General features: G+C 70.4%; 24 protein-coding genes. 15 read left to right on the forward strand and 9 right to left on the reverse strand.

The window, feature by feature from the left end:
• The 4 genes from GTY56_RS36105 to GTY56_RS36120 all read left to right on the forward strand — a co-directional run.
• Nucleotides 1-1,160, forward strand: a 1,160-nt coding sequence (locus GTY56_RS36105; protein ID WP_202511207.1) for a VWA domain-containing protein, incomplete at its 5' end; no start/stop codon positions are given.
• Between the two features lie 147 nt (nt 1,161-1,307).
• Nucleotides 1,308-3,026 (forward strand): methionine--tRNA ligase, encoded by a 1,719-nt coding sequence (gene metG, locus GTY56_RS36110; protein WP_161369494.1) that lies wholly within the window; start codon nt 1,308-1,310, stop codon nt 3,024-3,026.
• 127 nt (nt 3,027-3,153) lie between these two features.
• The gene (locus tag GTY56_RS36115) at nt 3,154-3,519 is read left to right on the forward strand and encodes a PH domain-containing protein (protein ID WP_030846758.1); all 366 of its coding nucleotides are present in this window, start codon (nt 3,154-3,156) and stop codon (nt 3,517-3,519) included.
• 150 nt (nt 3,520-3,669) lie between these two features.
• The gene (locus GTY56_RS36120) at nt 3,670-4,068 is read left to right on the forward strand and encodes a hypothetical protein (protein ID WP_161369495.1); all 399 of its coding nucleotides are present in this window, start codon (nt 3,670-3,672) and stop codon (nt 4,066-4,068) included.
• A gap of 229 nt (nt 4,069-4,297) precedes the next feature.
• Here the strand turns inward: GTY56_RS36120 and GTY56_RS36125 are convergent, their stop codons facing one another.
• On the reverse strand, nt 4,298-4,747 hold the full coding sequence (locus tag GTY56_RS36125) for a hypothetical protein (protein WP_161369496.1): 450 nt from the start codon (nt 4,745-4,747) through the stop codon (nt 4,298-4,300).
• A 103-nt stretch (nt 4,748-4,850) separates the two neighbouring features.
• On the opposite strand from GTY56_RS36125, the gene GTY56_RS36130 reads away from it, so the two are divergent.
• On the forward strand, nt 4,851-5,729 hold the full coding sequence (locus GTY56_RS36130; RefSeq protein WP_161369497.1) for an RpnC/YadD family protein: 879 nt from the start codon (nt 4,851-4,853) through the stop codon (nt 5,727-5,729).
• 116 nt (nt 5,730-5,845) lie between these two features.
• Here GTY56_RS36130 and GTY56_RS36135 read toward each other — a convergent pair whose 3' ends face one another.
• Both GTY56_RS36135 and aspS read right to left on the reverse strand, forming a co-directional pair.
• Nucleotides 5,846-6,775, reverse strand: a complete 930-nt coding sequence (locus tag GTY56_RS36135; RefSeq protein WP_161369498.1) for an intradiol ring-cleavage dioxygenase — start codon at nt 6,773-6,775, stop codon at nt 5,846-5,848.
• Nucleotides 6,776-6,892: 117 nt separating this feature from the next.
• On the reverse strand, nt 6,893-8,656 hold the full coding sequence (aspS, locus tag GTY56_RS36140) for an aspartate--tRNA ligase (protein ID WP_161369499.1): 1,764 nt from the start codon (nt 8,654-8,656) through the stop codon (nt 6,893-6,895).
• A gap of 201 nt (nt 8,657-8,857) precedes the next feature.
• Between aspS and GTY56_RS36145 the strand changes: the two genes are divergently transcribed.
• A complete protein-coding gene (locus GTY56_RS36145) occupies nt 8,858-10,996 on the forward strand; it encodes an ATP-binding SpoIIE family protein phosphatase (protein ID WP_161369500.1) in 2,139 nt (712 codons plus the stop codon).
• Between the two features lie 55 nt (nt 10,997-11,051).
• Here the strand turns inward: GTY56_RS36145 and GTY56_RS36150 are convergent, their stop codons facing one another.
• From GTY56_RS36150 to GTY56_RS36160, 3 genes are all read right to left on the reverse strand, one after another.
• The gene (locus tag GTY56_RS36150) at nt 11,052-12,119 is read right to left on the reverse strand and encodes an AI-2E family transporter (protein WP_161369501.1); all 1,068 of its coding nucleotides are present in this window, start codon (nt 12,117-12,119) and stop codon (nt 11,052-11,054) included.
• 85 nt (nt 12,120-12,204) lie between these two features.
• Nucleotides 12,205-13,182, reverse strand: coding sequence for a pirin family protein (locus GTY56_RS36155; protein ID WP_107456413.1), 978 nt, complete (start codon nt 13,180-13,182; stop codon nt 12,205-12,207).
• Nucleotides 13,183-13,357: 175 nt separating this feature from the next.
• Nucleotides 13,358-14,857, reverse strand: a complete 1,500-nt coding sequence (locus GTY56_RS36160; protein WP_161369502.1) for an MFS transporter — start codon at nt 14,855-14,857, stop codon at nt 13,358-13,360.
• A gap of 130 nt (nt 14,858-14,987) precedes the next feature.
• Between GTY56_RS36160 and GTY56_RS36165 the strand changes: the two genes are divergently transcribed.
• Nucleotides 14,988-15,725: a TetR/AcrR family transcriptional regulator C-terminal domain-containing protein gene (locus GTY56_RS36165; RefSeq protein WP_161369503.1), complete on the forward strand. Its 738-nt coding sequence runs from the start codon at nt 14,988-14,990 to the stop codon at nt 15,723-15,725.
• A gap of 41 nt (nt 15,726-15,766) precedes the next feature.
• On the opposite strand, the gene GTY56_RS36170 is transcribed toward GTY56_RS36165, so the two are convergent.
• Nucleotides 15,767-16,231 carry an SseB family protein gene (locus GTY56_RS36170; RefSeq protein WP_030846788.1) on the reverse strand — a complete coding sequence of 155 codons (465 nt, stop codon included), beginning with the start codon at nt 16,229-16,231 and terminating at the stop codon, nt 15,767-15,769.
• Nucleotides 16,232-16,353: 122 nt separating this feature from the next.
• Here GTY56_RS36170 and GTY56_RS36175 point away from each other — a divergent pair, with 122 nt between their 5' ends.
• The 4 genes from GTY56_RS36175 (at nt 16,354) to GTY56_RS36190 (ending at nt 20,887) form a co-directional block, all read left to right on the forward strand.
• Nucleotides 16,354-17,160: an intradiol ring-cleavage dioxygenase gene (locus tag GTY56_RS36175; protein WP_161369504.1), complete on the forward strand. Its 807-nt coding sequence runs from the start codon at nt 16,354-16,356 to the stop codon at nt 17,158-17,160.
• Between the two features lie 135 nt (nt 17,161-17,295).
• Nucleotides 17,296-19,122, forward strand: coding sequence for an acyl-CoA dehydrogenase (locus GTY56_RS36180; protein ID WP_161369505.1), 1,827 nt, complete (start codon nt 17,296-17,298; stop codon nt 19,120-19,122).
• Between the two features lie 76 nt (nt 19,123-19,198).
• Nucleotides 19,199-20,548, forward strand: coding sequence for a M18 family aminopeptidase (locus GTY56_RS36185; RefSeq protein WP_272923426.1), 1,350 nt, complete (start codon nt 19,199-19,201; stop codon nt 20,546-20,548).
• An 87-nt stretch (nt 20,549-20,635) separates the two neighbouring features.
• Nucleotides 20,636-20,887, forward strand: a complete 252-nt coding sequence (locus tag GTY56_RS36190; protein WP_161369506.1) for a DUF6458 family protein — start codon at nt 20,636-20,638, stop codon at nt 20,885-20,887.
• 45 nt (nt 20,888-20,932) lie between these two features.
• Here the strand turns inward: GTY56_RS36190 and GTY56_RS36195 are convergent, their stop codons facing one another.
• Nucleotides 20,933-21,325, reverse strand: coding sequence for a cupin domain-containing protein (locus GTY56_RS36195; RefSeq protein ID WP_161369507.1), 393 nt, complete (start codon nt 21,323-21,325; stop codon nt 20,933-20,935).
• Nucleotides 21,326-21,377: 52 nt separating this feature from the next.
• Between GTY56_RS36195 and GTY56_RS36200 the strand changes: the two genes are divergently transcribed.
• The gene (locus GTY56_RS36200; protein ID WP_161369508.1) at nt 21,378-22,376 is read left to right on the forward strand and encodes a GlxA family transcriptional regulator; all 999 of its coding nucleotides are present in this window, start codon (nt 21,378-21,380) and stop codon (nt 22,374-22,376) included.
• A complete protein-coding gene (locus GTY56_RS36205) occupies nt 22,373-22,864 on the forward strand; it encodes an LURP-one-related/scramblase family protein (RefSeq protein WP_161369509.1) in 492 nt (163 codons plus the stop codon). Before GTY56_RS36200 ends, GTY56_RS36205 begins: the two co-directional genes overlap by 4 nt.
• A gap of 23 nt (nt 22,865-22,887) precedes the next feature.
• Here GTY56_RS36205 and GTY56_RS36210 read toward each other — a convergent pair whose 3' ends face one another.
• Nucleotides 22,888-23,685: a nitrilase-related carbon-nitrogen hydrolase gene (locus GTY56_RS36210; RefSeq protein WP_161369510.1), complete on the reverse strand. Its 798-nt coding sequence runs from the start codon at nt 23,683-23,685 to the stop codon at nt 22,888-22,890.
• A 181-nt stretch (nt 23,686-23,866) separates the two neighbouring features.
• On the opposite strand from GTY56_RS36210, the gene GTY56_RS36215 reads away from it, so the two are divergent.
• Nucleotides 23,867-24,691, forward strand: coding sequence for a maleylpyruvate isomerase family mycothiol-dependent enzyme (locus GTY56_RS36215; RefSeq protein WP_161369511.1), 825 nt, complete (start codon nt 23,867-23,869; stop codon nt 24,689-24,691).
• Between the two features lie 221 nt (nt 24,692-24,912).
• Nucleotides 24,913-25,647: an SAM-dependent methyltransferase gene (locus tag GTY56_RS36220; RefSeq protein WP_161369512.1), complete on the forward strand. Its 735-nt coding sequence runs from the start codon at nt 24,913-24,915 to the stop codon at nt 25,645-25,647.
• The last annotated feature ends 5 nt before the right edge of the window (nt 25,648-25,652 follow it).

The raw sequence follows: 25,652 nt of genomic DNA on the forward strand, positions 1-25,652 counted from the left end.
CCGAAGCCGAGCCCAAGGCCGAAGCCGAGCCGAAGCCCGAAGCCGAGCCCAAGGCCGAAGCCGAGCCCAAGGCCGAAGCCGAGCCCAAGGCCGAAGCCGAGCCCAAGGCCGAAGCCGAGCCCAAGGCCGAAGCCGAGCCCGAGGCCGCCGCGAAGCCGCAGGCCGAGCCCAAGGCGAAGCGAAAGACCACGCCGAAGGCGGAGACGAAGCCCGAGACGGCCCCTGAGGCCAAGCCGAAGGCTGAGCCCAAGACCGAGGCCGAGCCGAAGGCCAAGGCCACACAAGAGCCCGAGACCGAGCCGAAAGCCGAGCCCAAGAGCACACGGAAGACCAAGGCCACGGCCAAGCCGAAGGCCGAGGTGGCGACTGAGCCGGCGGCCGCCGACGGCGACCCGGCTCCTCAGGGGCCACCCGCAGCCGACGACGAAAGCAGCACGGGTGGTGCGGGTGGGAACAGCAAGACGGCCGAAGGCGAAGCCGAGGCCGAGGGTGACGGCCCCGCCCTCCCCCTCACCCGCGTGAAGACCCGCGCCCCGGGCCTCACCACCGCCTACAAGGCCGCCACGACCACCCTCGACCGGAACAACCTCACCGGCACCCGCGCCAAGGTCTACCTCGTCCTCGACCGCTCCGCCTCCATGCGCCCGTACTACAAGGACGGCTCCGCCCAGGCCCTCGCCGAGCAGACCCTGGCCCTCGCGGCCCACCTCGACCCCGAGGCCACCGTCCCGGTCGTCTTCTTCTCCACCGAACTCGACGGCACCGGCGAGATCACCCTCAGCGACCACGAGAACAAGATCGACGACCTGCACGCGAGCCTCGGCCGGATGGGCCGCACCAGCTACCACGCGGCAGTGGAAGCGGTCCTCGCCCACCACGACAAGACCGCGGACCCCACGACCCCCGCCCTGGTGGTCTTCCAGACCGACGGCGCCCCCGACGCGAAGACCCCCGCCACCCAGGCCCTCACCGACGCCGCCGAGACCCACCCCGGCGTCTTCTTCTCCTTCGTCGCCTTCGGAGACCCGGAGAACAAGGCCTTCGACTACCTCCGCAAGCTCAAGACCCCGAACACGTCCCACTTCCTCGCCGGCGAGACCCCCCGCGAGCTCACGGACAAGGAGCTCTACGAGGGCGTACTGGCGAACTGGCGCCCGTAACCCTCCCCGGCCCCCGTACGCCGCCCGCTTCCCACCCCGTAAAACGGGGGGCGGGCGGCGTACCCGTGTCAGCTACGATTTCAAGGTTCGTAGACGACCGAGACCACGAGATCGTCACCCCACGTAGCGACCCGGGAGCAGCCCGCGATGGCTCGACACCTCATCACCAGCGCCCTTCCGTACATCAACGGGATCAAGCACCTGGGCAACATGGTGGGGTCCATGCTCCCGGCCGACGTCTACTCCCGGTACCTCCGCCAGCGCGGCCACGAGGTGCTCTACATCTGCGCGACGGACGAGCACGGCACCCCGGCGGAGCTGGCCGCCAAGGAGCAGGGCATCCCGGTGGACGCGTTCTGCACCGAGGCGCACCACCAGCAGAAGGCGATCTACGACGGCTTCAGCCTGGCCTTCGACTACTTCGGCCGCAGCTCCTCCCCGCAGAACCACGAGATCACGCAGGAGATCGCCCGCGAGCTGAAGGCGAACGGCTTCATCGAGGAGCGCGCGATCCGCCAGGTGTACTCGAACGCCGACGGCCGCTTCCTGCCCGACCGCTACATCATCGGCACGTGCCCGCACTGCGGCTACGACAAGGCCCGCGGCGACCAGTGCGAGAACTGCACGCGCGTGCTGGACCCGACGGACCTGATCGACGCCCGCTCCGCGATCAGCGGCAGCAGCGACCTGGAGATCCGCGAGACCACGCACCTGTTCCTGCTCCAGTCGGCGCTGGCCGGCGAGGTGGAGGCGTGGGTCGACGAGCGCGCCGACAACTGGCCCGTCCTCGCCTCCTCCATCGCCCGCAAGTGGCTCACGGAGGGCCTGCACGACCGGGCGATCACCCGCGACCTGGACTGGGGCGTCCCGGTCCCGGCCGACACCTGGCCGGACCTCGCCGCCGAGGGCAAGGTCTTCTACGTGTGGTTCGACGCCCCGATCGAGTACATCGGCGCGACGAAGGAGTGGGCGGACCAGGACCCGGAGAACCGCGACTGGCGCTCCTGGTGGTGGGAGTCGGACGCGAACGTCCACTACACGCAGTTCATGGGCAAGGACAACGTCCCCTTCCACAGCGTGATGTTCCCGGCGACCCTGCTGGGCACCCGCGCCCCGTGGAAGAAGGTCGACGTCATCAAGGCCTTCAACTGGCTGAACTACTACGGCGGCAAGTTCTCGACCTCGCAGCGCCGGGGAGTCTTCACGCACGACGCCCTCGACATCCTGCCGGCCGACTACTGGCGCTACTTCATGATGGCGAACGCCCCCGAGTCGGACGACTCGTCCTTCACCTGGGAGCACTTCACCGCCACGGTGAACAAGGACCTGGCCGACACCCTCGGCAACTTCGTCAACCGCGTCCTGTCGTTCTCCAAGAAGCGCTTCGGCGAAGAGGTCCCGGCAGGCGCCGAGCCCGGCGAGGCGGAGGCGAAGCTGGGCGAGGAGATCGCCCGTCTGCTCGCGGAGTACGAGTCGCAGATGGAGGCCATCCAGTTCCGCAAGGCGGCGGCCGCGCTGCGCGCCCTGTGGTCGGCGGGCAACTCCTACCTGGAGGAGAAGGCCCCCTGGCTGGAGATCAAGACCAACCCCGAGGGCGCCGCGCTGACCCTCCGTACGGCGATGAACCTGATCCACCTGTACGCGGTGGTCTCCGAGCCGTTCATCCCGACGTCGGCGAAGAAGATGCGCGAGGCGTTCTCCCTGAAGGACGACACCGCGCTCTGGGTCACCGCGGACGAGGCCCGCTCCCTCGCCGCCGTCCCGGCGGGTACTCCCTTCACCATCCCCCCGGTCCTGTTCGCCAAGCTCACGGACGAGGACCTGGAGTCGTACAAGGAGCGCTTCGGCGGCGAACCGGCCGCGTAACGGGCGTAACGCGCTCGCTACAGCACGGGGCCCGGGAGAACGAGAAGCTTCTCCCGGGCCCCGTGCTTTGCGAAGATCCCCTCAGGACGGCCACGAAGGCCGCCCCGACTCGACCAGGGGGATACACATGGCACTCTTCGGCAACGCACACACGGTGAACCCGCAGTCGGCCCAGCAGGACTACGCCCGCCTCCTCGGCCACGGCGAGCAGGTCCACGCCGCGTTCCTGCTGATCCGCGACACGATCCTCTTCACCGACCGCCGCCTGATCCTGATCGACAAGCAGGGCATCACCGGCAAGAAGGTCGAGTACCACTCGGTCCCGTACCGCAGCATCACCCACTTCGCGGTGGAGACGGCCGGCACCTTCGACCTCGACGCCGAGCTGAAGATCTGGATCTCCGGCACCCCGACCCCCATCGAGAAGACCTTCACCAAGGGCGTCGACATCTACGAGGTCCAGGCGATCCTGACTCAGTTCGTGGCGAGGTAGGGCAAGAGGTCCACCCAGGCGCCTATCTGCCGCGCCACGAAGACGACACGGGCGAGCAGCGCTGACTCCCTTCCTGCCCTCACGCCCGAAAACGCCTTCCCCCGTGACCCCAGCACCGCGAAAGAACCGACGAGCCGAGAGGGGCGCCAAGTGGACGCCGGCGTGGCAGCGATACTTGGTGCGGTGATCGGTGCTGTCGGCGGAGTAGGCGGCGGACTGCTCACCCTCAGCACGCAGCTCCGGAGTCTCGATGCTCAGCATCGCGCGGAGGAGAGGCGTTGGCTCGCGGATCTGCGCCGCGAGACCTATACAGGCTTCGTCACCTGCGCGAAGCAACTGTCCAATGCCGTTTGGAAGGCGTCCGATCTGCTGCACGGCGAAAGCGGTGCCGAAGACTGGCAGAGTGCCCGCCGCAGCGTGCACGACGCCTGGACTGAGTTCAGTGCCGCGTCAGCGGCGGTCACGATGGCTGGCCCGCACCCTGTGGCTGCGGCCGCTGAGGATCTGCGAGAAGCCCTGAGGCAGTGGGAGCTGGTGACCGGCAGCTGAATCCAGGCCGCGATCCAGCAGGGTACTGGGAGTCTCGCGGAGCACGACCGGCAGTTCATGGCTGGGTTCGAAGCCAAGAAGCCCCTGGAGGTCGCGTTCCAGGTCGCCGCACGGCGGGCGTTGGGAACCGATAGCTGACTGAGCGTCCGATGTGGGTGAACCATGCCTCGGAGCGGTGCGAGTGGGTCTTGTGGTCGCATGCGAGTCCGCGGTTAGGGTCGCAAGGACGTCACACGGTCCAACTGTCCAGCAACGCCGCAAGCCGGGTAGCGGTCTGCTCGCCCGCCCGCTGCCTGATCAAGCCCTCTTTGGCAGCAGCACGAAGCCTGACCCCCGAGGTGGCGGCCTCGCCCTTCGTCACCAGTGCCGTGACCACGACAGGGTTCATACCGCCGACGCCACCACCGGCTACGACACGGATCGTCCGTTGCTCAGGGCCGGGTTCGGGCGCGAGGCGCACTCTTCGTCCTGCACGTCCGAGCACGTGGGCAACGCGCTCGACGGTGTCTTCGAACGGCAAGGCGACCACCAGGTCGATCTCGTGCACGTTCTTCCTCAGGAGCCTGGCCACGAAGCGAGTCAAGCCACCCCAACCCCCAGCGACGGCAGCCAGAGCAGCAAGCTCATCGGCCAGAAGCTCATCCTCACGCTCGTCCACACGCCCCCCGTTCTCGGTCATCCCCCGCTTCTGTCCACGGGGGGAACGTTTTTGCCACTCTCGAAAGAGTGAACGCACCTCGTTCACCGGATGCGCCCGTCCGCGCTGGATCTAGCTTGCACACATGGTCACATCAACCCATGAGACCTCACACCGGATCTTCCAGGACCATCCGGAGGTTCTCACTCCCGCCTTCAAGGCGCTGGGGCTGCCGCCGCCCGCGAAGGCGATCATCGAGGCACTCACCCCCGACGCCACGGAGGTCAAACCACTGGAGCGCCGCGTCGACACGGTGCTGAAAGTCGAACCGTCCGACGGGGACGGCTTCCTGATCGCCATCGAGGCCCAGACCGAAAGGGCTCGTGACAAAGGCTTCAGTTGGTCCTACTACGTGGCGTACCTGCGCGCGAAGTTCGACCTGCCGGTGCTGCTCGTCACGGTCTGCAGAAAGCGGTCGACGGCGTCCTGGGCAGCCGGCCCCTTCGAGTGCCGGGTGGGCACCTGGACAACACAGAGCACTCGCCCTTTCGTGTTGGGCCCCGACAACGTCCCGGAGATCACAGACGAGTCCGTCGTGGCCCGGGAACCGGCCATGGCCACCTTCTCGGCCATCGTGCATAGCGAGAGCGAAAACGCCCCGGCCATACTGTCCATGGTGGCCCGTGGCATGCGGTCGCTCGACAGGGCAACAGCGAAGTACTGGTGCGAATGGCTTGAGGTCGGACTGGAGAACACTCCGGTCCGGGAGACATGGAGAGAGCTGGAGAAGATGGTCGCCACATACTTCCCGGGCAGGGGAACCCTCTTCGAGGAGACGTACCTGGAGGGCAAAGCCGAAGGCAAGGCCGAGTCCATCTTGAGCGTGCTGGAGAAACGCGGCATCCCCGTTCCCGAAGCCACCCGCGACCGCATCACCACCTGCACCGACCTCGACACCCTCACTCTCTGGTTCGACCGCTCCCTGACGGCCACCACGGCGGAGGACCTGTTCGCCGTCGCGTGATCGGCCGGCAAGGCACGGGCCCGCCCACCCCTGCTGGGGTGAGCAGAAGTCCGTGCACGTGAACATGAGGCGGACGGCCGGGACCTTCCCGCACCCGTCCGCCTCACATGGCCGCGTCAGCCCGTGCCCGTGCCGTCCTGCGTCGCTTCGGCGTCGACGCCCATGGTGAGCGTGGCGACCACGCCCTTGGCGATGGCGCCCTTCCTGTACGTCAGCTTCAGCAGGCCGCCCTCGGTTCCGTTGCCCGGATAGATGGTGTCCTCGTCGAGGGTGGTACGGGCCGTGGTGTTGGTGGAGTACGGCTCGACCTCGGCCGTGGCCAGCACGGACGTCTCATCGAAGAAGAGCTGCCCGGTGTGGCAGGTCGTCCCGCCCTCGTAGCCCGCGTCGGTCCAGGTTCCGTTCACATGCACCTTGGTGTGCATGTGAACGCAGCGGCCCTGGTACCAGCCGGGGAAGACCGTACGGAAGGCGACCTCGCCCTTCTTGTCCGTACGCCACGTGCCGCGCAGGTACCGCTCGTCATCGGTGGGCTCCTCGTGGCCCCCACCGCCTGCCGGAGGAGAGCCGGTCGGCGCGCCCGTGGGGGAACCCGTCGGTGCCCCGGAGGGGGGCGTGCCACCCCCGCCCCCACCGCCCCCACCGCTGCCCATCGCCTCGTAACCGGAATAGACGCCCAGCGCGTTGCAGTGCCAGATGTCGACGGCGGCGTTGGCGAGAGGCTTGCAGGTGTCGGCGTCGATCACCTTCAGGCGCAGCGTGAGCGGGATGCCGTCCTGGTCCTCGGTGATGTCCCGGCGGAGCTTGTCCGCGTCGATGTAATAGGGGCCTTCGGTCGTCTCGGAGGTCAGCTTGTAGCAGGTCTCACCGGAGGTCCCAGCCGTCTTCGCCCCGGCGGCCGGCGTCTCCTCGCCGGCGAACGCGCCCGCCGCGAACGTACCGCCGATTCCCGCCGCCACCACCGCGCCGGCGCCCGCGGCGATGACTTTGCGGCGTGTCAGATCCCGTACGTGCTTCGGCCCTTGGGTCTTCTCGTGTCCCGTCATGGGAAGGGAAGCTAGGGACCACGGCTGTCAGGAGCCTGGGGGAGAGCTGGGGAAGAGCCCTGGACGCGAGAGCGGCCCGGAACCGGCGACGGTTCCGGGCCACTCTCGACAGAGCCCCTACTTCGGCTGCGGCTTGCGCACCGACAGGTGCAGCTCCTTCAGCCGCGCCTCCTCCAGCTCCGTCGGCGCGCCCATCATCAGGTCCTGGGCGTTGCCGTTGAGCGGGAAGGCGATGGTCTCGCGGATGTTGGGCTCGTCGGCGAGCAGCATGACGATGCGGTCGACGCCCGGGGCGATGCCGCCGTGCGGCGGGGCGCCGAAGCGGAAGGCGCGCAGCATGCCGGCGAACTTCTCCTCGACGGTCTCGCGGTCGTACCCGGCGATCTCGAAGGCCTTGAGCATGATCTCCGGCTCGTGGTTCCGGATCGCGCCGGAGGACAGCTCGACGCCGTTGCAGACGATGTCGTACTGCCAGCCGAGGATGTCCAGCGGGTCCTGGGTCTGAAGGGCCTCAAGGCCGCCCTGCGGCATGGAGAACGGGTTGTGCGAGAAGTCGATCGCGCCGGTCTCCTCGTCCTTCTCGTACATCGGGAAGTCGACGATCCAGCAGAACCGGAAGACGCCCTCCTCGAAGTGCCCGGCACGCTTGGCGGCCTCGACCCGCACCGCGCCCATGATCTTCGAGACCTCGTCGAACTCGCCCGCGCCGAAGAAGACCGCGTGGCCGGCCGCGAGCGACAGGCGCTTGGTCAGCTCGGCGACGTTCTCCTCGGTGAGGAACTTGGCGATCGGACCGGTCAGGGAGCCGTCCTCGGCGACGCGGACCCAGGCCAGGCCCTTGGCGCCCTGCGAGACGGCGTAGTCGCCGAGCTGGTCGAAGAACTTGCGCGGCTGGCCCGAGACGTCCGGCACCGGCAGGGCACGGACGTGCTTGCCGGCGAACGCCTTGAACTCCGAGCCCTCGAAGATGTCGGTGATGTCGACGAGTTCGAGCTGGGCACGCAGGTCGGGCTTGTCGGAGCCGTACTTCAGCATCGCCTCGCGGAACGGGACCCGCGGGAACGGCGAGGTGACGTGACGGCCACCGCCGAACTCCTCGAACAGCTCGGTCATGAGCTTCTCGACGGGCTGGAAGACGTCCTCCTGCTCGACGAAGCTCATCTCGATGTCGAGCTGGTAGAACTCGCCCGGCGAGCGGTCGGCGCGCGCGTCCTCGTCGCGGAAGCAGGGTGCGATCTGGAAGTAGCGGTCGAAGCCGGAGATCATCAGCAGCTGCTTGAACTGCTGGGGCGCCTGGGGCAGGGCGTAGAACTTGCCCGGGTTCAGGCGGGAGGGGACGACGAAGTCGCGGGCGCCCTCGGGGGAGGTCGCGGACAGGATCGGCGTCGCCATCTCGTTGAAGCCGAGGGCGACCATCTTCGAGCGGATCGAGGCGATCACCGACGACCGCAGCATGATGTTCTTGTGCATGCGCTCGCGGCGCAGGTCGAGGAAGCGGTACTCCAGGCGCCGCTCCTCGTTGACCCCGTCCTCGGTGTTGATCGTGAACGGCAGCGGGGCGGCCGCGCCGAGCAGCTCGACCTCGCCGACCTCGACCTCGATCTCGCCGGTCGGCAGCTCGGGGTTGATGTTCTCGGCGCCGCGGGAGACGACCTTGCCGTCGACGCGGACGGTCGATTCCTTGGACAGCTTGTCGAGGGCCTCGTAGGCGGGGGTGCCGGGACGGGCGACGAGCTGCGTGATGCCGTAGTGATCGCGCAGATCGATGAAGAGGATGCCGCCCAGGTCGCGCCGATTGTGCAGCCAGCCACTCAGCCGGACGTCGCTGCCGACGTCAGAGGAGCGGAGCTCGCCGCAGGTGTGGGACCTGTACCGATGCATCGTCGTTCATCCAGTCTTCGCTGATCGGGGTCTGTGTTTCACGTGAAACGCCTCCCCAGCGTACCGGGCAGGCGAAGATCGGCTCTCCTCAGTTGTGGATCGAGCACGCGGACGTGGTTGACCGAGCACGCTCGCGCCGCCGTTCGGGCATGTGTCCGCTATCGGTGGCAGCGTTCGAGCGCGTCTTCTTAAAGTAGGGCAATGCGCACTGGCGAGCCTCTGCCCGCCGTGGGGGAGGCTCTCGCCGCCCTCGCGACCGGCCTGTGGCACTGGGACACCGCCACCGGACTGGTCACGGTCGATGCCGAGGCAGCCCGGTTGCTCGGGCTGCCCGCCGAGCAGGTCAGCCTCACGGAGGCCCAGGCCCGGGCCCGGCTGCATCCGGTCGACTGGAATGAGATCACCGGCGTGATCCAGCTGGCCGTGGCCGAGGGCACCCTCGCCGAGGTCCGGATCCGGATCATGGACGAGCAGGGCCGGGTCGTCCGGGTCGTCCGCAGCCGCTCCAAGCCGTCCTTCGACCGGGCCCGCAAGGCGTACCGGCTGATCGGCACCCTCCAGGAGGTCACCGAGCCGACGCCGGGCACCCCGGCCGGGCGCAGCGCGGTCACCGGGGACTGGCGGCGCTCGCGGGAGGCGTTCCTGCTGGACGCGGGCCGGGCGCTGGCCGAGGCGCGCTCCACCCAGGAGGTCCTGCGGGTCACGGCGAACCTGTCGATGCCCGGCTTCTCGCCGGACGGTCTCGCGGTGTTCGGCGTCTCGGGCGACCGTCTGACGATCATCGGCCACCACGGGCAGCAGCGGGGTACCGAGAGCCCCTTCTCGGACATGCCGCTGGACACGGACTACCCGGCCGCCGAGGTGGTGCGGACCGGCCGGGCCGTGTACCTGTCCTCCGCCGAGCACTACAAGGCCCGCTACCCGCTGACCTGGCCGCTCGCCGAGCGCTTCGGCCGCCGCTCCTGGGCGTTCCTGCCGCTGACCGTGGCCGGGCGGACGATGGGCGCCTGGATGGCGGCGTTCACCTATCCGGTCGCGTTCACCCCGGACGAGCGGTCCGTGCTGGCGACGGTGGCGCGGATGCTGGCGCAGGCCCTGACGCGGGCGGGCGTGGCCGAGAGCGAGCGGGCCCTGACCGACGGGCTCCAGCGCACGATGCTGCCGCGGCTCGGACCGCAGCGCATCCCGGGTATGAGCGTCGCCGCCCGCTACGTCCCCACCGGCGGCGGTCTCCAGGTCGGCGGTGACTGGTACGACGTGATCCCGCTGCCCAGCGGGCGCTTCGCGCTGGTCATCGGTGACGTCCAGGGCCATGACGTACGGGCGGCGGGTCTGATGGGCCAGCTCCGCATCGCCCTGCGTGCCTACGCCTCCGAGGGCCACCGCCCCGACGCCGTCCTCTCCCGTGCCTCCCGCTTCCTGCACGGCATCAGCGACGAGGACCCGGCCGACCCGCGCTTCGCGACCTGCGTCTACGTCGAGGTCGACCCGGCGACGGGGGTGCTGGACATCGCCCGCGCCGGGCATCCGGATCCGGCGATCCGTTTGGCCGACGGCACGGTGCTGACGCGGCCGACGTCGGGCGGTCTGCCCCTGGGCATCGACCCGGACGCCGACTACCCCACGACCCGGCTCACGCTGGAACCCGGCGAGACCATGCTGATCTGCACGGACGGCCTGCTGGAGACCGGCGGTCACGACCTGGACAGCGGCTGGCGGCGGCTGCGGGTGATCCTGGAGGACCACAAGGGCGATCTGGAGGAACTCGCCGACACCCTGGTGCAGGCCGTGCACGGGCCGTCCTCGCACCACACCACCGGCCCCCTGGCGGACCGCCGGGAGGACGACATCGCCATGCTGCTGCTGAGCCGGGAGGGCGGGGGCTGCGGCTGCGGCGACGCGATGACGGTACGGCCGCCGGCGCGGCGCTCGGTGCTGACCGTCGCGCAGGCCGAGCCCGAGCGGGTCGCGGTGGCCCGGCAGCAGCTGCGCGAGCTGCTGCACGACTGGGCCTCGCCCGACCAGGTCGACTCGGCGGTGCTGCTGCTGTCCGAGATGCTGACGAACGTCCTCGTGCACACCGACTCCGACGCACTGCTGGTCGCCGAGATGACGGGCGAGGTGGGCGGACGGCGGCTGCGGATCGAGGTCACGGACGGCGGCGACGACTTGCCGCACAAGCGCAGGCCCGGGGAACTGGCGTCCTCCGGCCGCGGCCTGGTGCTGATCGAACTGCTCGCGCACGCCTGGGGGGTGGAGCCGCGCGGCGAGGGCAAGAGCATCTGGTTCGAGCTCTACGAGTCCGTGAACGGCTCGGGCGAGGGGTCCTGGTCGCCGTAACGGGCGCGACTCCGGCAACGGCAAGCCGGGCGGCAGGAGCCAGGGCGCGCGGCCGTCACCCCTCCGCCGACGGTTCCCGGTGTGCATACCGGACGCGCAGCTCCTGCACGACCCCGAAGGCCGCCGCGGTCAGCGGCACGGCGAGCAGCATGCCGAGCACCCCGGCGACGGACGCCCCGGCCGTGATCGTCACCATCACCACCGCCGGATGCATCTGCACGGTCCGGCTCTGGATCATCGGCTGGAGCACGTGTCCTTCCAGCACCTGCACGGCGAGGACCACGCCGAGCGCCCACAGCGCGATGACGAACCCCCGGTCGGCCAGGGCGACCAGCACGGCCAGGGCGCCCGAGATGAAGGCGCCGAGGTAGGGGATGTACGCGCCGACGAAGACCAGCGCGCCCAGTCCGGCCGCCCCGGGCACGTCGAGGACGAGCAGGCCCACGGTGATGAGCAGCGCGTCGATGAGGGCGATGAGGGTCGTGCCGCGCATGAAGCCTTCGACCGCGCTCAGGGCCCGGCGCGCCATGGCCTCCAGGATGTCGGCCGAACCGCGGGGTGCCAGGGACCGCAGCGTCCCGGCGGCCTTGTCGGAGTCACGCAGGAAGAAGAAGACGAGCAGCAGCGCGAGGACGGCCATGGCGATGGACTCGCCGACCACGCTGACGCCGCTGATCACGCCGGAGGCTGCCGTGCCGCCGAACTTGCCCAGCAGTTCCCGGGCGTTGGACGCGAGGTCGTCCAGCGAGGTGCCGGCCGCCCCGAAGTGCTCGGAGACGCCCCGGGCGGCCTCCTTGAGCGAGGCGACGATCTCGTCGCCGGTGTCGATGAGCGCGGCGACCACGATGTACACGGCCCCGCCGACCACGGCTACCACCGCGACACAGGTCAGCCCGGCCGAGACCGACCGGTGCACCCCGGCCTTCACGAGCCGCCGGTGCAGGGGCCCCAGCAACGCCGTGCCCAGCAGCGCGAGCAGCACGGGCACCACGGCCGTCCGGAACTCCACGACCAGCCGGATCCCGACGTAGACGACCCCGGCGGCGAGCAGGAGCAGCGCACACCAGGCGGCGAGGCGCCGGGCGGGGCCGGGGAGGAGCGGGGCCTGCTGGGAGTCCTGCACCCCTCCACCCGATCACGCGCCCGGCGGGCCGTCCCCTCAGGGAGGCCCGCCGGGGTGACGGGACGTCAGCCGCCCCGGTGCCGCGTCAGCCCTGCGGACCGCCCGCGGTCATGCCGTGCACCGCCGGCACCGTGCCCAGGCGGCCCTTCTGGAAGTCCTCGAAGGCCTGCATGAGCTCGTCCTTGGTGTTCATGACGAACGGGCCGTAGTGGGCCATCGGCTCCCGGATCGGCTGTCCGCCGAGCAGGACGACCTCCAGGTCGGGGGTGTTGGAGTCCTGCTTCTCGTCGGCACGGACGGTCAGCGAGGAGCCCGCGCCGAAGACGGCCGTCTGGCCCATGTGGACCGGGCGGCGGTCGGGGCCGACGCTGCCACGGCCGGCCAGCACGTACGCCAGCCCGTTGAAGTCCTCGCGCCACGGCAGCGTGAGCTCCGCACCCGGGGCGACGGTCGCGTGGACCATCGTGATCGGGGTGTGCGTGATGCCGGGGCCCGCGTGCCCGTCCAGCTCACCGGCGATGACCCGCAGCAGCGCGCCGCCGTCGGGGGTGGTGAGCAGCTGGACCGAGCCGCCGCGGATGTCCTGGTAGCGCGGGGCCATCATCTTGTCCTTGGCCGGGAGGTTCACCCACAGCTGGAGGCCGTGGAAGAGCCCGCCGGAGACGACGAGGTGCTCGGGTGGGGCCTCGATGTGCAGCAGGCCCGAGCCCGCGGTCATCCACTGGGTGTCCCCGTTGGTGATGGTGCCGCCACCGCCGTTGGAGTCCTGGTGGTCGAAGATGCCGTCGATGATGTAGGTGACGGTCTCGAAGCCGCGGTGCGGGTGCCACGGCGTGCCCTTGGGCTCGCCCGGCGCGTATTCCACCTCGCCCATCTGGTCCATCATGATGAACGGGTCGAGATGGCGGTAGTTGATCCCCGCGAACGCCCGGCGCACCGGGAAGCCCTCACCCTCGAAGCCGCTCGGAGCGGTCGTGACGGCGAGCACGGGACGTGCCACGGCGTCGGCAGGCGCGGTCACTCGGGGCAGCGTCAACGGGTTCTCGACGGTCACTGCAGGCATGTCGGTTCCTCCTCGTGTACGCCCAGTTTAGTTGAGCGTTGAACTTTCTGCCACCCCGAACAGAGAAAACCGGGAGGACATTCCCACCCCGGGTGACGGCGCAGCGAACCACGGGAGACCGGCATGGCGAAAGGCCGTCACCCCCCTGCGGGATGACGGCCCTCGTACGTCCGCGTCAGGCGACGAGCTCGCGTTCCTCGCTCCCGGCCCCCGCGGGTTCACCTTGACGGTCCCGCATCACCAGCGTGGCCACGACCGCCGCCGCCAGGACACCGGCCGCGCTGATCGTGAAGGTCGTCGCCATCGAGTCGGCGAAGGCCTCCCGGGCAGCCCGCACCAGCCCCGCGTCACCGCCGGCCACGGCCAGGGCCCCGCCGATGGACTCGCGGGCCTGCTCGGGGGCGCCGGCCGGCATCTCGTCCGCATAGCCGGAGGTGAGCAGGGAGCCGAGGATCGCGATGCCGAGGGCGGTGCCGGACTGCTGGATGGTGTCGTTGAGGGCCGAGCCGACGCCCGCCTTGTCCTCCGGGATGGTGCCCATCAGCGCGGCCACCGCGGCCGGCATGGCCAGACCCGCTCCCAGCCCCAGGATCCCCAGCGCCACCGCCGGGACCGTGAACCCGCTGTCGACGCCGAGCGTCGTCAGCAGCCCGAAGGACACGGCCATCAGCAGCATCCCGCCGAGGATGACGAACCGGTTGCCGATCCGCACGGCGAGCTGCGCCCCGGCCGCGTTGCCGGCCAGCGCGGCCACCGCCAGCGGCAGGAAGGCCAGGCCCGCCTCGACCGCGGACCAGCCGAGGACGAACTGGAGGTACTGGGTCAGCACCAGCAGCAGACCGGCGTTGCCGATCTGGACGAGCGCCAGGGAGAGCGAGCCGCCGCTGAAGTTGCGGTGCTTGAAGAGGACCAGCGGCACCATCGGCGACGGGGTCACGTTCTGCCAGGTCACGAAGCCGGCCAGGGCGATCACCGCGACGGCCAGGACGAGGAGGGAGCGGCCTTCGAACGCGCCGTGCTGCGGAATCTCGATGATCCACCACACCAGGGCCGTCATGCCCACCGCGGACAGCACCGCGCCCAGCGGGTCCGGCTTCTGCCACGGCGCCTTCGACTCCGGCATCAGCAGGACACCGGCCAGCAGCGCGAGCCCGACGATCGGGACGTTGATCAGGAAGATGGCCTGCCAGGCGAAGTGGTCGATCAGCACGCCGCCGAGCACGGGGCTGCCGACCAGCCCCAGCATCGACACCGAGCCCCACGCGGCCATCGCCTTGGGCCGCTCGTCCTCGTCGAAGACGGTGATCAGGATCGACAGCGTCGAGGGCATGATCAGCGCCCCGCCGACGCCCATCGTGATCCGCAGTGCGATCAGCTCGCCAGGGGTGGAGCAGAACACCGCCCCCAGTGAGGCCGCCCCGAACAGCAGCAGCCCGATCAGCATCACCCTGCGGCGCCCGAAGCGGTCTCCCAGGCTGCCCGAGGTCAGCAGCAGCCCGGCGAAGACCAGGGTGTAGGAGTCGAGGATCCACTGCATGTCCTGGGCGCTCGCGCCGAGGTCCTCGGTCAGCGCGGGCACCGCGACCGTCAGCGCCATGTTGTCGACGACCAGGACCAGCGTGCTGAGGCACAGCACGACCAGGATCCACCAGCGCCGTGGATGGCGAGCGTCCATTTCCTCTTCCCCTCCTGCGAACACCGTTCCTTGATGCGCACACTGTACGCACACGAGAACAGCGTGCGCAACAGGCGAGTTCTGTACGCTGAACGCGCACGTCGTTCGCCGGAGATCTGGAGGAGCCGCGATGAGCAGGAGCAGGACGACGGGCAAGAACCCGATCCCGTCCGTCTGGACCCGTGAGCAGCGCCGGACCGACCAGCCCGCGCTCAGCAGGGACGCGATCGTGCGGGAGGCGATCGCCATGCTCGACGCCGAGGGCATCGAGGCACTCAGCATGCGCAAGCTCGGCGCCCGGCTGAACGCCGGCGCGACGTCGCTGTACCGGCATGTCGCGACGAAGGACGAGCTGATGGAGCTCGCGGTGGACGAGGTGACCGCCGAGGTCCACGTCCCGCCGGCGGACAGTCCCGACTGGCGGGCGGCGGTGACCGAGGCCGCCCGGTCCTTCCGCATGACGGCGCTACGCCATCCCTGGCTGACCCTGGTGCTGGGCCAGGCCGGGCTCGCCTACCTGGGCCCCAACTACATGAACTTCTCCGAGCGGCTCGCGGCGCTGTTCACGGCGGCGGGATTCCCCGAGCCGAGCCGTGCGATCGAGACCGTCTTCTCGTACGTCATGGGCATGAGCAGCGCGGAGGCCGCCTGGCTCACCACGGTCGCCCGCTCCGGCGAGACCGAGGCCGACCTCATCGGCCGTCTCATGCCCGCGGCCCAGCAGGCCGCGGCCGGCCACACCCACCTGGCCGTTCCGCACGCGGAGGTCGAGGAGGCCACGACCGACCCCGGCGCCCTGCGCGACATGAAGTTCGCCTACGGCCTGGACGTCGTCCTGGACGGCCTGGCCCTGCGCCTGCCGAAGTGACTACGGCCGGCTCTCACCCGCCGTCTGCGCAGCAATGGCGTCTAGCCATACATCCGGCGCATCGCGAACTCGACCATCTGCTCCACGGCCTTCGCGTCGAACACCATGCGGTGCTCGCCCTCCATGTCGAGGACGAAGCCGTAGCCGGTCGGCAGCAGGTCCAGCACCTCCGCGCCGGTGATCACGAAGTACTTGGACTCCTTGCCCGCGTACCGGCGCAGCTCCTTGAGCGTGCTGAACATCGGGATCACCGGCTGCTGGGTGTTGTGCAGCGCGAGGAAGCCGGGGTTGTCGCCGCGCGGGCAGTAGACCTTCGACGTCGCGAAGACCTGCTGGAAGTCCTCGGCGGCCATCTGCCCGGTGGTGAAGGCGCGCACCGCGTCCGTGAGGGAGGGCGGGGACGGCTCGGGGTACAGCGGCGGCTGCTGCCCGTACCCGCCGGACATCGGCTGCTGCGGAGGGGCGTACTGCCCTTGCGGGCCCGCTGTCTGGTCGTAGCCGTACATGAGCGCAAGCGTACCGAGAGCGGATGGGCCGTTGGGCCGGTACGGCGCTGAAGGCAAACCGACAGCGAGTCGACAGCGCGCGGTCTGTGGATCGCCGCGGCCGCCGCTCGTAGCGTCGTCTCATGACCGGACGCCATGACCAGAGCCCGCCCGAGCACGACGGAGGCCTCTCCCACGACCTCCCCGTCCTCGCCCGCCGCCGGATGATCCGGCTGATGGCCGGGGCGAGCCTGGTGCCGCTGGTGGGCTGCACATCGGAGGCCGCGCCCACGGCGGCCCCCTCCTCGTCCTCCGCGGCGTGCGCGGAGATCCCCGAGGAGACGGCCGGGCCCTTCCCCGGTGACGGCTCGGGCGGCGTGAACGTGCTGAAGGAGAGCGGGGTCGTGCGCAGCGACATCACCCGGAGCTTCGGCGACTCCGCGGGCGGCACGGCCGAGGGCGTGCCCCTGACCGTCACGCTCACCGTGGTGGACGCGGCGTCCGGCTGCGGGACACCGAAGCGGGGTGCCGCCGTCTACATCTGGCACTGCGACCGGGACGGCGCCTACTCCCTGTACTCCGAGGGCGTCACCGGGGAGAACTACCTGCGGGGCGTCCAGGAGACGGACGAGAAGGGGCGGGTCACGTTCACGACCGTCTTCCCCGGCTGCTACCCGGGCCGCTGGCCGCACGCCCACTTCGAGGTCTACGGCTCCCTGGCCGACGCCACCGCCGCCACGTCGGTCACCAGCACCTCGCAGCTCGCCTTCCCCCGGGACGTGTGCGAGGCGGTGTACGCCACGGACGGCTACAGCGGGAGCGTGCGGAACCTGAGCAGCCTCTCCCTGGAGGACGACGGCGTCTTCGGCGACGGCCACGAGCGGCAGCTGGCGGCCATGACCGGCAGCGCGCGGGACGGCTACACCGCGGCCTTGACCGTTCCGGTGTGACCTGTCACAGATGACCGGATGGGGTTGCGCCTTATTACTGACGGGTAGCATCATGCGTAGCTACTTGTTGGTACGTGAACTAGCGCGAGGATCCAGTGCCTCGCCGATCTCTCTACGGAGCCGGGAGCCGTCGCCATGGGGCACTACAAGTCGAATCTCCGCGACATCGAGTTCAACCTCTTCGAGGTACTCGGGCGCGACAAGGTGTACGGCACCGGTCCGTTCGGGGAGATGGACGTCGAGACCGCGAAGAGCATCCTGGAGGAGCTCACCCGCCTCTCCGAGAACGAGCTGGCGGAGTCCTTCATCGACGCCGACCGCAACCCGCCGGTCTTCGACCCGGAGACCAACACCGCGCCGGTCCCCGCGTCCTTCAAGAAGAGCTACCAGGCCTTCATGGACTCCGAGTACTGGCGCCTGGGCCTGCCCGAGGAGATCGGCGGCACCACCTCGCCCCGCTCCCTGATCTGGGCCTACGCCGAGCTGATCCTGGGCGCCAACCCGGCCGTGTGGATGTACTCCTCGGGCCCCGCGTTCGCCGGCATCCTCTTCGAGGAGGGCAACGAGGTCCAGAAGCACATAGCCAAGGTCGCCACGGAGAAGCAGTGGGGCTCCACGATGGTGCTCACCGAGCCCGACGCGGGCTCCGACGTGGGCGCCGGCCGCACCAAGGCCGTGCAGCAGGAGGACGGCTCCTGGCACATCGAGGGCGTGAAGCGCTTCATCACCTCCGGTGAGCACGACATGTCGGAGAACATCCTCCACTACGTGCTGGCCCGCCCCGAGGGCGCCGGCCCCGGCACCAAGGGCCTGTCCCTCTTCCTCGTCCCGAAGTACCTCTTCGACTTCGAGACCGGCGAGCTGGGCGAGCGCAACGGCGTCTACGCCACGAACGTCGAGCACAAGATGGGCCTGAAGGCCTCCAACACCTGCGAGATGACCTTCGGCGACCAGCACCCCGCCAAGGGCTGGCTGATCGGCGACAAGCACGACGGCATCCGCCAGATGTTCCGCATCATCGAGTTCGCCCGCATGATGGTCGGCACGAAGGCCATCTCCACGCTCTCCACGGGCTACCTGAACGCGCTGGAGTACGCCAAGGAGCGCGTCCAGGGCCCCGACCTGGCGAACTTCATGGACAAGACGGCGCCCAAGGTCACCGTCACCCACCACCCCGACGTGCGCCGCTCGCTGATGACGCAGAAGGCGTACGCGGAGGGCATGCGCGCCCTGGTGCTCTACACGGCCTCCGTCCAGGACGAGATCCAGATCAAGGAGGCCGCGGGCGAGGACGTCTCCGCCCTGGAGGCCCTGAACGACCTGCTCCTGCCCATCGTCAAGGGCTACGGCTCCGAGAAGGGCTACGAGCAGCTCGCCCAGTCGCTCCAGACCTTCGGCGGCTCCGGCTTCCTCCAGGAGTACCCGATCGAGCAGTACATCCGGGACTCCAAGATCGACACCCTCTACGAGGGCACCACGGCCATCCAGGGCCAGGACTTCTTCTTCCGGAAGATCGTCCGCAACCAGGGCGCCGCGCTGAACTCCCTCGCCGAGGACATCAAGAAGTTCCTGGCGCTCGGCGAGGGCGGCGAGGAGCTCGGGGCGGCCCGCGAGCACCTCGCCAAGGCCGCGGTCGAGCTGGAGGCCATCGTCGGCCTGATGCTCACCGACCTCGCCGCCACCGAGCAGGACGTCAAGAACATCTACAAGGTGGGCCTGAACACCACCCGCCTGCTGATGGCCTCCGGCGACGTCGTCGTCGGCTACCTGCTGCTCAAGGGCGCCGCGGTCGCCGCCGAGAAGCTGCCGACCGCCTCCGCCAAGGACAAGGCCTTCTACACCGGCAAGATCGCCGCCGCGAAGTTCTTCGCCGCCAGCGTCCTGCCGGGCGTCACCCTGGCCCGCAAGGTCGCCGAGGGTGTCGAGCTGGACCTGATGGAGCTGGACGAGGCCGCGTTCTAGATCTCTCACGTCCTTTGTTCGAGGGCCTGTTCCCCTACCCCGGGAACGGGCCCTCGTCCGTCGTTAAGGTGAACCCATGACCGAACCAGCCCGCCCGTCTCCCACCGCCGCCCTTGCAGCGAGCGCTTCGCGCGCACCTCTCACTTTCGACCGCGGCCACACCGACGACCTCATGACCTTCCTGGCGGCGAGCCCCACGCCGTACCACGCCGTGGCGAACGCCGCCGAGCGACTGGAGAAGGCCGGCTTCAGGCAGGTCGCCGAGACGGACGCCTGGGACGGGACGAGCGGCGGCAAGTACGTGCTGCGCGGTGGCGCGATCGTCGCCTGGTACGTGCCGGAGGGCGCGGCGCCCCACACGCCGTTCCGGATCGTCGGCGCCCACACCGACTCCCCCAACCTGCGGGTCAAGCCGCTCCCCGACAGCGGGGCGCACGGCTGGCGCCAGGTGGCCGTGGAGATCTACGGCGGACCGCTGCTCAACTCCTGGCTGGACCGCGACCTGGGCATCGCGGGCCGGCTGACCCTGCGCGACGGTTCGACGCGCCTGGTCGACGTGGACCGGCCGCTGCTGCGCGTGCCGCAGCTCGCCATCCACCTGGACCGCTCGGTGACGGCCGACGGCCTCAAGCTCGACAAGCAGCGGCACATGCAGCCCATCTGGGGCCTCGGCCGCGACGTCCGCGACGGCGACCTGATCGCCTTCCTGGAGGAGACGGCCGGCATCCCCGCGGGCGAGGTCACCGGCTGGGACCTGATGACGCACTCCGTGGAACCGCCCGCCTACCTGGGCCGCGACCACGAACTGCTGGCCGGCCCGCGCATGGACAACCTGCTGTCGGTACACGCCGGCACCGCGGCCCTGGCGGCCGTCGCCTCGTCCTCGTCGCAGCCGGTGTCCATCCCCGTCCTGGCCGCCTTCGACCACGAGGAGAACGGCTCCCAGTCGGACACCGGCGCGGACGGACCGCTCCTGGGCAACGTGCTGGAACGCTCGGTCTTCGCCCGCGGCGGCTCCTACGAGGACCGGGCCCGCGCCTTCGCCGGCACGGTCTGCCTGTCCTCCGACACCGGCCACGCCGTGCACCCCAACTACGCGGAGCGCCACGACCCGACGCACCACCCGCGCGTCAACGGCGGCCCGATCCTCAAGGTCAACGTCAACAACCGCTACGCCACGGACGGTTCGGGGCGCGCGGAGTTCACGGCGGCCTGCGAGGCGGCCGACGTGCCCTTCCAGGCGTTCGTCTCCAACAACTCCATGCCCTGCGGCACCACCATCGGTCCGATCACCGCCGCGCGGCACGGCATCAGGACGGTCGACATCGGCGTGGCCATCCTGTCGATGCACAGCGCGCGCGAACTGTGCGGCGCCGACGACCCGTTCCTCCTCGCGGGCGCCCTGACGGCGTTCCTGGAGAGGTAGAACGAGCCGTCACCGCATGGGTGTTCGCCCCGGGGGTACCCGGTGTTCGGGACCGGAACGACCGGACCGTACAGGGAGGCGACACACATGGGCCTCGGCGGATGCATCATCCTCATCGCCGTGGGAGCCATCCTCACGTTCGCGACCGACTGGGACATGCAGGGGGTCAACCTCGACCTGGTCGGCATCATTCTGATGATCGTCGGACTGATCGGCGTCACCACGTTCAGCAGCATCGCCAGGCGCCGTCGCGTGGTGGTGCCCCCCACGACCCCGGTCGTGGACGACCCGGCGGTGCACCACCGTCGCGACGGCTACAGCGACGGCTACGGGGTGTAGGACAGCAGGTCCGCGCCCCGGGGCGCGGGGGCACGCCGCCCCCGGTCAGCCCAGGGCGTGTCCCGTCGTGGCGTCCACATGGTCCGGGACCTCGTCGTGGCGGTCGCCGACCGTGAGGGTGCCCGTGGGTTCGAACATGAGGATCGCCGTGGGCACGGCGGCGGACGGCTTGTGTTCGGTGCCGCGCGGCACCGTGAAGACGCTGCCCCGGGGCAGGACCACCGTGCGCTCACCGGCCGGCTCGCGCAGCGCGAGGCGGAGTTCGCCGTCGAGGACGAGGAAGAACTCGTCGGTGTGGTCGTGGGCGTGCCAGACGTGTTCGCCCTCCACCTTGGCGACGCGCACGTCGTAGTCGTTCACGGCGGTGACCACACGAGGACTCCAGCGGTCGGTGAAGGAGGCCAGGGCCTGGGCGAGGGAGACGGGTTCCTGAGTCATGAGGAAATCCTGCGGGGTGCCGCGGACGTCGTGCGAGTGCTAGGAATCGCACATGTCGCAAGGATCCTCGCAGCGCCCGCACCGGGTCGCCGTGATCGTCGACGAGGGCACCAACCCCTTCGAGGTCGGGGTGGCCACCGAGCTGTTCGGGCTGCCGCGGCCCGAACTGGGGCTGCCGGGGCCGCTGTACGAGGTGACGCTGTGCGCGCCTGCCCCGGAGGTCCGGATGAACCACGGCTTCTTCACGCTCACGGGCGTCCGGGGCCTGGACGCCGTGGCGGAGGCGGAGACGCTGGTGGTGCCGGGCCGGCCCGACAACGTCGTACCGCGCGGCCCCGACGTCCTCGACGCCATCCGGCGCGCCCACGCACGTGGCGCCCGCATCGTGAGCTTCTGCACCGGCACCTTCGCCCTCGCCGAGGCCGGGCTGCTGGACGGGCGGCGGGCGGCGACCCACTGGCGCTGGGCGGACTCCTTCCGCCGACTGCACCCGAAGGTGCTGCTGGAGCCGGACGTGCTCTTCGTCGACGAGGGCGGCCTGCTCACCGCCGCCGGCAGCGCGGCCGCACTCGACCTCGGGCTGTACATCTGGCGGCGTGACCACGGCGCGGAGATCGCCAACCACGTCTCCCGCCGGCTCGTCTTCTCCGCGCACCGGGACGGCGGGCAGCGCCAGTTCGTCGAGCGGCCGGTGCCCGAGGTGCGGGACGAGTCGCTGGCGCCGCTGCTGGCGTGGGCGCAGGAGCGGCTGGGTGAGCCCCTGTCGGTGGCGGAGCTTGCCGCACGCGCGCGGGTCAGCCCCGCCACGCTGCACCGCCGCTTCCGCGCCCAGCTGGGGACGACACCGCTGGCGTGGCTGACCTCGGAGCGCGTGACGCTGGCCTGTCGGCTCATCGAGCGCGGCGAGGAACGGCTGGACGTGGTGGCGGCCGGCAGCGGGCTCGGCAGCGCCGCCAACCTGCGGGCACGGTTGCGGCAGGCGACCGGGCTCAGCCCGTCGGCCTACAGGCGGCGTTTCGGCAGCGGCGGCGGGGAAGCCCTGGTGTCATGAGATTCCTCGTGTACGACCGGCTCCTCGGCTTCGGTGACGACTACTGGATCGAGGACGACCACGGCAACAAGGTCTTCCTCGTCGACGGCAAGGCCCTGCGGCTGCGGGACACCTGGGAGCTGAAGGACACCCAGGGGCGCGTCCTCGTCGACATCCACCAGAAGATGCTCGCCCTGCGCGACACCATGGTGCTCCAGCGGGGCGGGGAGCCGCTGGCGACCATCCGCAGGAAACGGCTGTCCCTGCTGCGCAACCACTACCGGGTGTCCCTCGCCGACGGCAACGAGCTGGACGTCAGCGGCAAGATCCTCGACCGGGAGTTCGCCGTCGAGTACGACGGTGAGCTGCTGGCGGTGATCTCCCGGCGCTGGCTGACCCTGCGGGACACCTACGGCGTGGACGTCGTCCGCGAGGACGCGGATCCGGCGCTGCTGATCGCGGTGGCCGTGTGCGTGATCCACCTGGCGGAGAAGGAGCGGGAGGACTGAGCCGGCCCGGCCGCCGCCCGTGCTCAGGGCCGGCTGGGGGGCGGCAGGCCCAGCATCCGGTCCTTCAGGGCCGGGAACTGCTCCCGGGTCGCCGCGACCTTCCCCGGGTCGAACTCCACCGTGAGGACCTCCTCGCCGGCACCGGCCTGCGCCAGCACCTCTCCCCACGGGTCGACCACGATCGAGTGACCGGCCTGGGGAACTCCGGCGTGCGTCCCGGCCGTCGCGCAGGCGAGGACGAACGACTGGTTCTCGACCGCACGTGCCTGGGCCAGCAGCGTCCAGTGGGACCGGCGGCGCTCCGGCCAGCCCGCCGCCACCACCAGCGTCTCGGCACCGGCGTCCACCAGACCGCGGTAGAGCTCGGGGAAGCGGAGGTCGTAGCAGGTGGACAGGCCCAGGGTCGTCGCGGGCAGACGCACCGTCACCAGCTCGGCGCCCGCCCCCATCAGCACGGCCTCGCCCTTGTCGAAGCCGAAGCGGTGGATCTTGCGGTAGGCGGCGGCCAGATCACCGGAGGGGGAGAAGACCAGGGAGGTGTTGTACAGCGGCCCGTCAGGATCCCGCTCCGGGATGGAACCCGCGTGCAGCCAGACGCCCGCGTCGCTCGCGGCCTTCGCCATCGCCTCGTACGTCGGCCCTTCGAGTGGCTCGGCCTCGCGCCCGAACTCCTCGTAGGCGAAGGCACCCGTGGTCCACAGCTCCGGCAGGACGACGAGGTCGGCCCCGGCCTGCTCCCGGACCCTCGCCGCAACGCGTCGGCGGCGCGCTTCGACCGGTTCGTCCTCGTTCACGGCGATCTGGATCACAGAGGCGCGCACACTACCACCGTCCTGGCATTCGAGCCGTCCACACGGGCCTACGATCGTCACACGAAAGCACTGCCGGGGTGCCTCACAGCAGCGTAACTTAGCTCGCAAGACGCCCGCCGACAGCCGCCACCTCCCACTGGCAACGCCGCCACCACCTGCCCGTGACCGAACCGCCGAGGGGTCCCGTTCCGTGAGTCTGCATCCCACCCTCCAGCCCTACGCCGACGCCTGGACCCACTCCATCGAAGCGATATCCGAGCTGCTCCAGCCGCTCGCGGAGGCCGAATGGAACCGGCGGACGCCGTGCCCCGGGTGGTCGGTGCGGGACGTGGTCTCCCATGTCATCGGGCTGGACTGCGAGATGCTCGGCGACCCGCGCCCCATCCACAGCCTGCCGCGCGACCTCTTCCACGTCACCAACGAGCACCAGCGCTACATGGAGATGCAGGTCGACGTCCGCCGCCACCACACGGCGCCGGAGATGACCTCCGAGCTGGAGTATGTGATCATCCGCCGCAACCGGCAGCTGCGCAACGAGTCGCGTGACCCCGGCACGAAGGTGCGCGGGCCGCTCGGCAGCGAGCTCACGCTGGAGGAGTCGATGCGGCGGCACGCGTTCGACGTGTGGGTGCACGAGCAGGACCTGCGCACGGCCCTCGGCCGGCCCGGCAACCTCGACTCCCCCGGCGCGCTGGTCGCCCGGGACGTGCTGCTCGGTGAACTCCCGCGCGTGGTGGCCGAGGGCGCGCAGGCGCCGCGCAGCTCGGCGATCGTCTTCGACGTGCACGGGCCCGTCGAGTTCCTGCGCACGATCCGCGTCGACATCCAGGGCCGCGGCACCCTGGAGACGGCCCCGGCCCTCGGCCCCGCCGCGACCCTCACGCTCGACTGGGAGACGTACGTCCGCCTGGCCTGCGGCCGTGTGACCCCGGAGTCGGTCTCCGACCGCCTGAAGACGGAGGGCGACCCGGAACTGACGACGGCGATCCTGAACAACTTCACGGTGACGCGGTAGGGATGCCCCCAGCCGCGGGCACGCGCAGCCGCCAAGCTGCGGGCATGCGTGCCACTGGGGCGGCGCGGGTGGGCATGGGTCCCCGTGTTCGAGCGAAGCCGAGAGCTTGGGGGAGGCGCCCCGCTACGCCGGGCTGCGGGGACCCACCCGGCCTCAGCACCTGCGCCGAGCACCGGAAATCCCCGTGCCGCTACCCCACAACCCCCGTAGCCTCCCCCGGCATGACCCCACCCCACCGCACCCGCCTCACCTTCCACGGCCCCCTGTCCGAAGCGAGGGCGGTCGACCTCGTACAGCGCCTCACCCGCCACCGCCCCACCACCGTCCTGGACATCGGCTGCGGCGCGGGCGAACTGATGCTCCGCATCCTGGCCGCCATGCCGGAGACGACCGGCACCGGCATCGACCTGGACACCGACGACCTGGCGCGGGGAAGGAAGACCGCCGCGGACCGCGGACTGGCCTCCCGCGTCCGCTTCGTGGAGGAGTCCGCCACCGGAACCACCCGCGGCCCGGCCGACCTCGTCCTGTGCGTGGGGTCGAGCCAGGCCCTCGGCGACCGGCTCCCCGACGTGCTCGAGGAACTGCGCCGCCTGGTCACCGACCACGGCCGCGTCCTGCTCGGCGAGGGCTTCTGGCAGCGCACCCCCAGCTCGGACGAGCTGTCCCGCATGTGGCCCGACGCCGCCGTGTCGGACCACCCCGACCTCGCGACGCTGATCAGCACGGCGATCGACGCGGGGTTCCGGCCGGAGTGGACGGAGACCGCGAGCCTCGACGAGTGGGAGGCGTTCGAGTCGGGGTACCTCGCGGACACCGAGGTGTGGCTCGCCGAGCACCCCCGTCACCCCTTGGCGGAAGAGACACGCCAGCGCGTCGACCGGCACCGCGCCCGGTGGCTCACCTATCGCGGCGTCCTGGGCCTCGCGTACCTCACCCTCGTACCGACCGCCTGACGGAC

Source organism: Streptomyces sp. SID5643, from assembly GCF_009872555.1.
GTDB lineage: Bacteria > Actinomycetota > Actinomycetes > Streptomycetales > Streptomycetaceae > Streptomyces > Streptomyces iakyrus.

Bases quoted from the DNA above. Each gene is read 5' to 3' on its own strand.
- aspS (WP_161369499.1), bottom strand. From the start codon at position 8,656: ATGCATCGGTACAGGTCCCACACCTGCGGCGAGCTCCGCTCCTCTGAC.
- GTY56_RS36160 (WP_161369502.1), bottom strand. From the start codon at position 14,857: ATGGACGCTCGCCATCCACGGCGCTGGTGGATCCTGGTCGTGCTGTGC.
- GTY56_RS36185 (WP_272923426.1), top strand. From the start codon at position 19,199: ATGACCGAACCAGCCCGCCCGTCTCCCACCGCCGCCCTTGCAGCGAGC.
- GTY56_RS36135 (WP_161369498.1), bottom strand. From the start codon at position 6,775: ATGACGGGACACGAGAAGACCCAAGGGCCGAAGCACGTACGGGATCTG.
- GTY56_RS36125 (WP_161369496.1), bottom strand. From the start codon at position 4,747: ATGACCGAGAACGGGGGGCGTGTGGACGAGCGTGAGGATGAGCTTCTG.
- GTY56_RS36175 (WP_161369504.1), top strand. From the start codon at position 16,354: ATGACCGGACGCCATGACCAGAGCCCGCCCGAGCACGACGGAGGCCTC.
- GTY56_RS36220 (WP_161369512.1), top strand. From the start codon at position 24,913: ATGACCCCACCCCACCGCACCCGCCTCACCTTCCACGGCCCCCTGTCC.
- GTY56_RS36200 (WP_161369508.1), top strand. From the start codon at position 21,378: ATGTCGCAAGGATCCTCGCAGCGCCCGCACCGGGTCGCCGTGATCGTC.
- GTY56_RS36155 (WP_107456413.1), bottom strand. From the start codon at position 13,182: ATGCCTGCAGTGACCGTCGAGAACCCGTTGACGCTGCCCCGAGTGACC.
- GTY56_RS36195 (WP_161369507.1), bottom strand. From the start codon at position 21,325: ATGACTCAGGAACCCGTCTCCCTCGCCCAGGCCCTGGCCTCCTTCACC.
- GTY56_RS36145 (WP_161369500.1), top strand. From the start codon at position 8,858: ATGCGCACTGGCGAGCCTCTGCCCGCCGTGGGGGAGGCTCTCGCCGCC.
- GTY56_RS36170 (WP_030846788.1), bottom strand. From the start codon at position 16,231: ATGTACGGCTACGACCAGACAGCGGGCCCGCAAGGGCAGTACGCCCCT.
- GTY56_RS36205 (WP_161369509.1), top strand. From the start codon at position 22,373: ATGAGATTCCTCGTGTACGACCGGCTCCTCGGCTTCGGTGACGACTAC.
- GTY56_RS36115 (WP_030846758.1), top strand. From the start codon at position 3,154: ATGGCACTCTTCGGCAACGCACACACGGTGAACCCGCAGTCGGCCCAG.
- GTY56_RS36165 (WP_161369503.1), top strand. From the start codon at position 14,988: ATGAGCAGGAGCAGGACGACGGGCAAGAACCCGATCCCGTCCGTCTGG.
- GTY56_RS36130 (WP_161369497.1), top strand. From the start codon at position 4,851: ATGGTCACATCAACCCATGAGACCTCACACCGGATCTTCCAGGACCAT.
- GTY56_RS36190 (WP_161369506.1), top strand. From the start codon at position 20,636: ATGGGCCTCGGCGGATGCATCATCCTCATCGCCGTGGGAGCCATCCTC.
- GTY56_RS36180 (WP_161369505.1), top strand. From the start codon at position 17,296: ATGGGGCACTACAAGTCGAATCTCCGCGACATCGAGTTCAACCTCTTC.
- metG (WP_161369494.1), top strand. From the start codon at position 1,308: ATGGCTCGACACCTCATCACCAGCGCCCTTCCGTACATCAACGGGATC.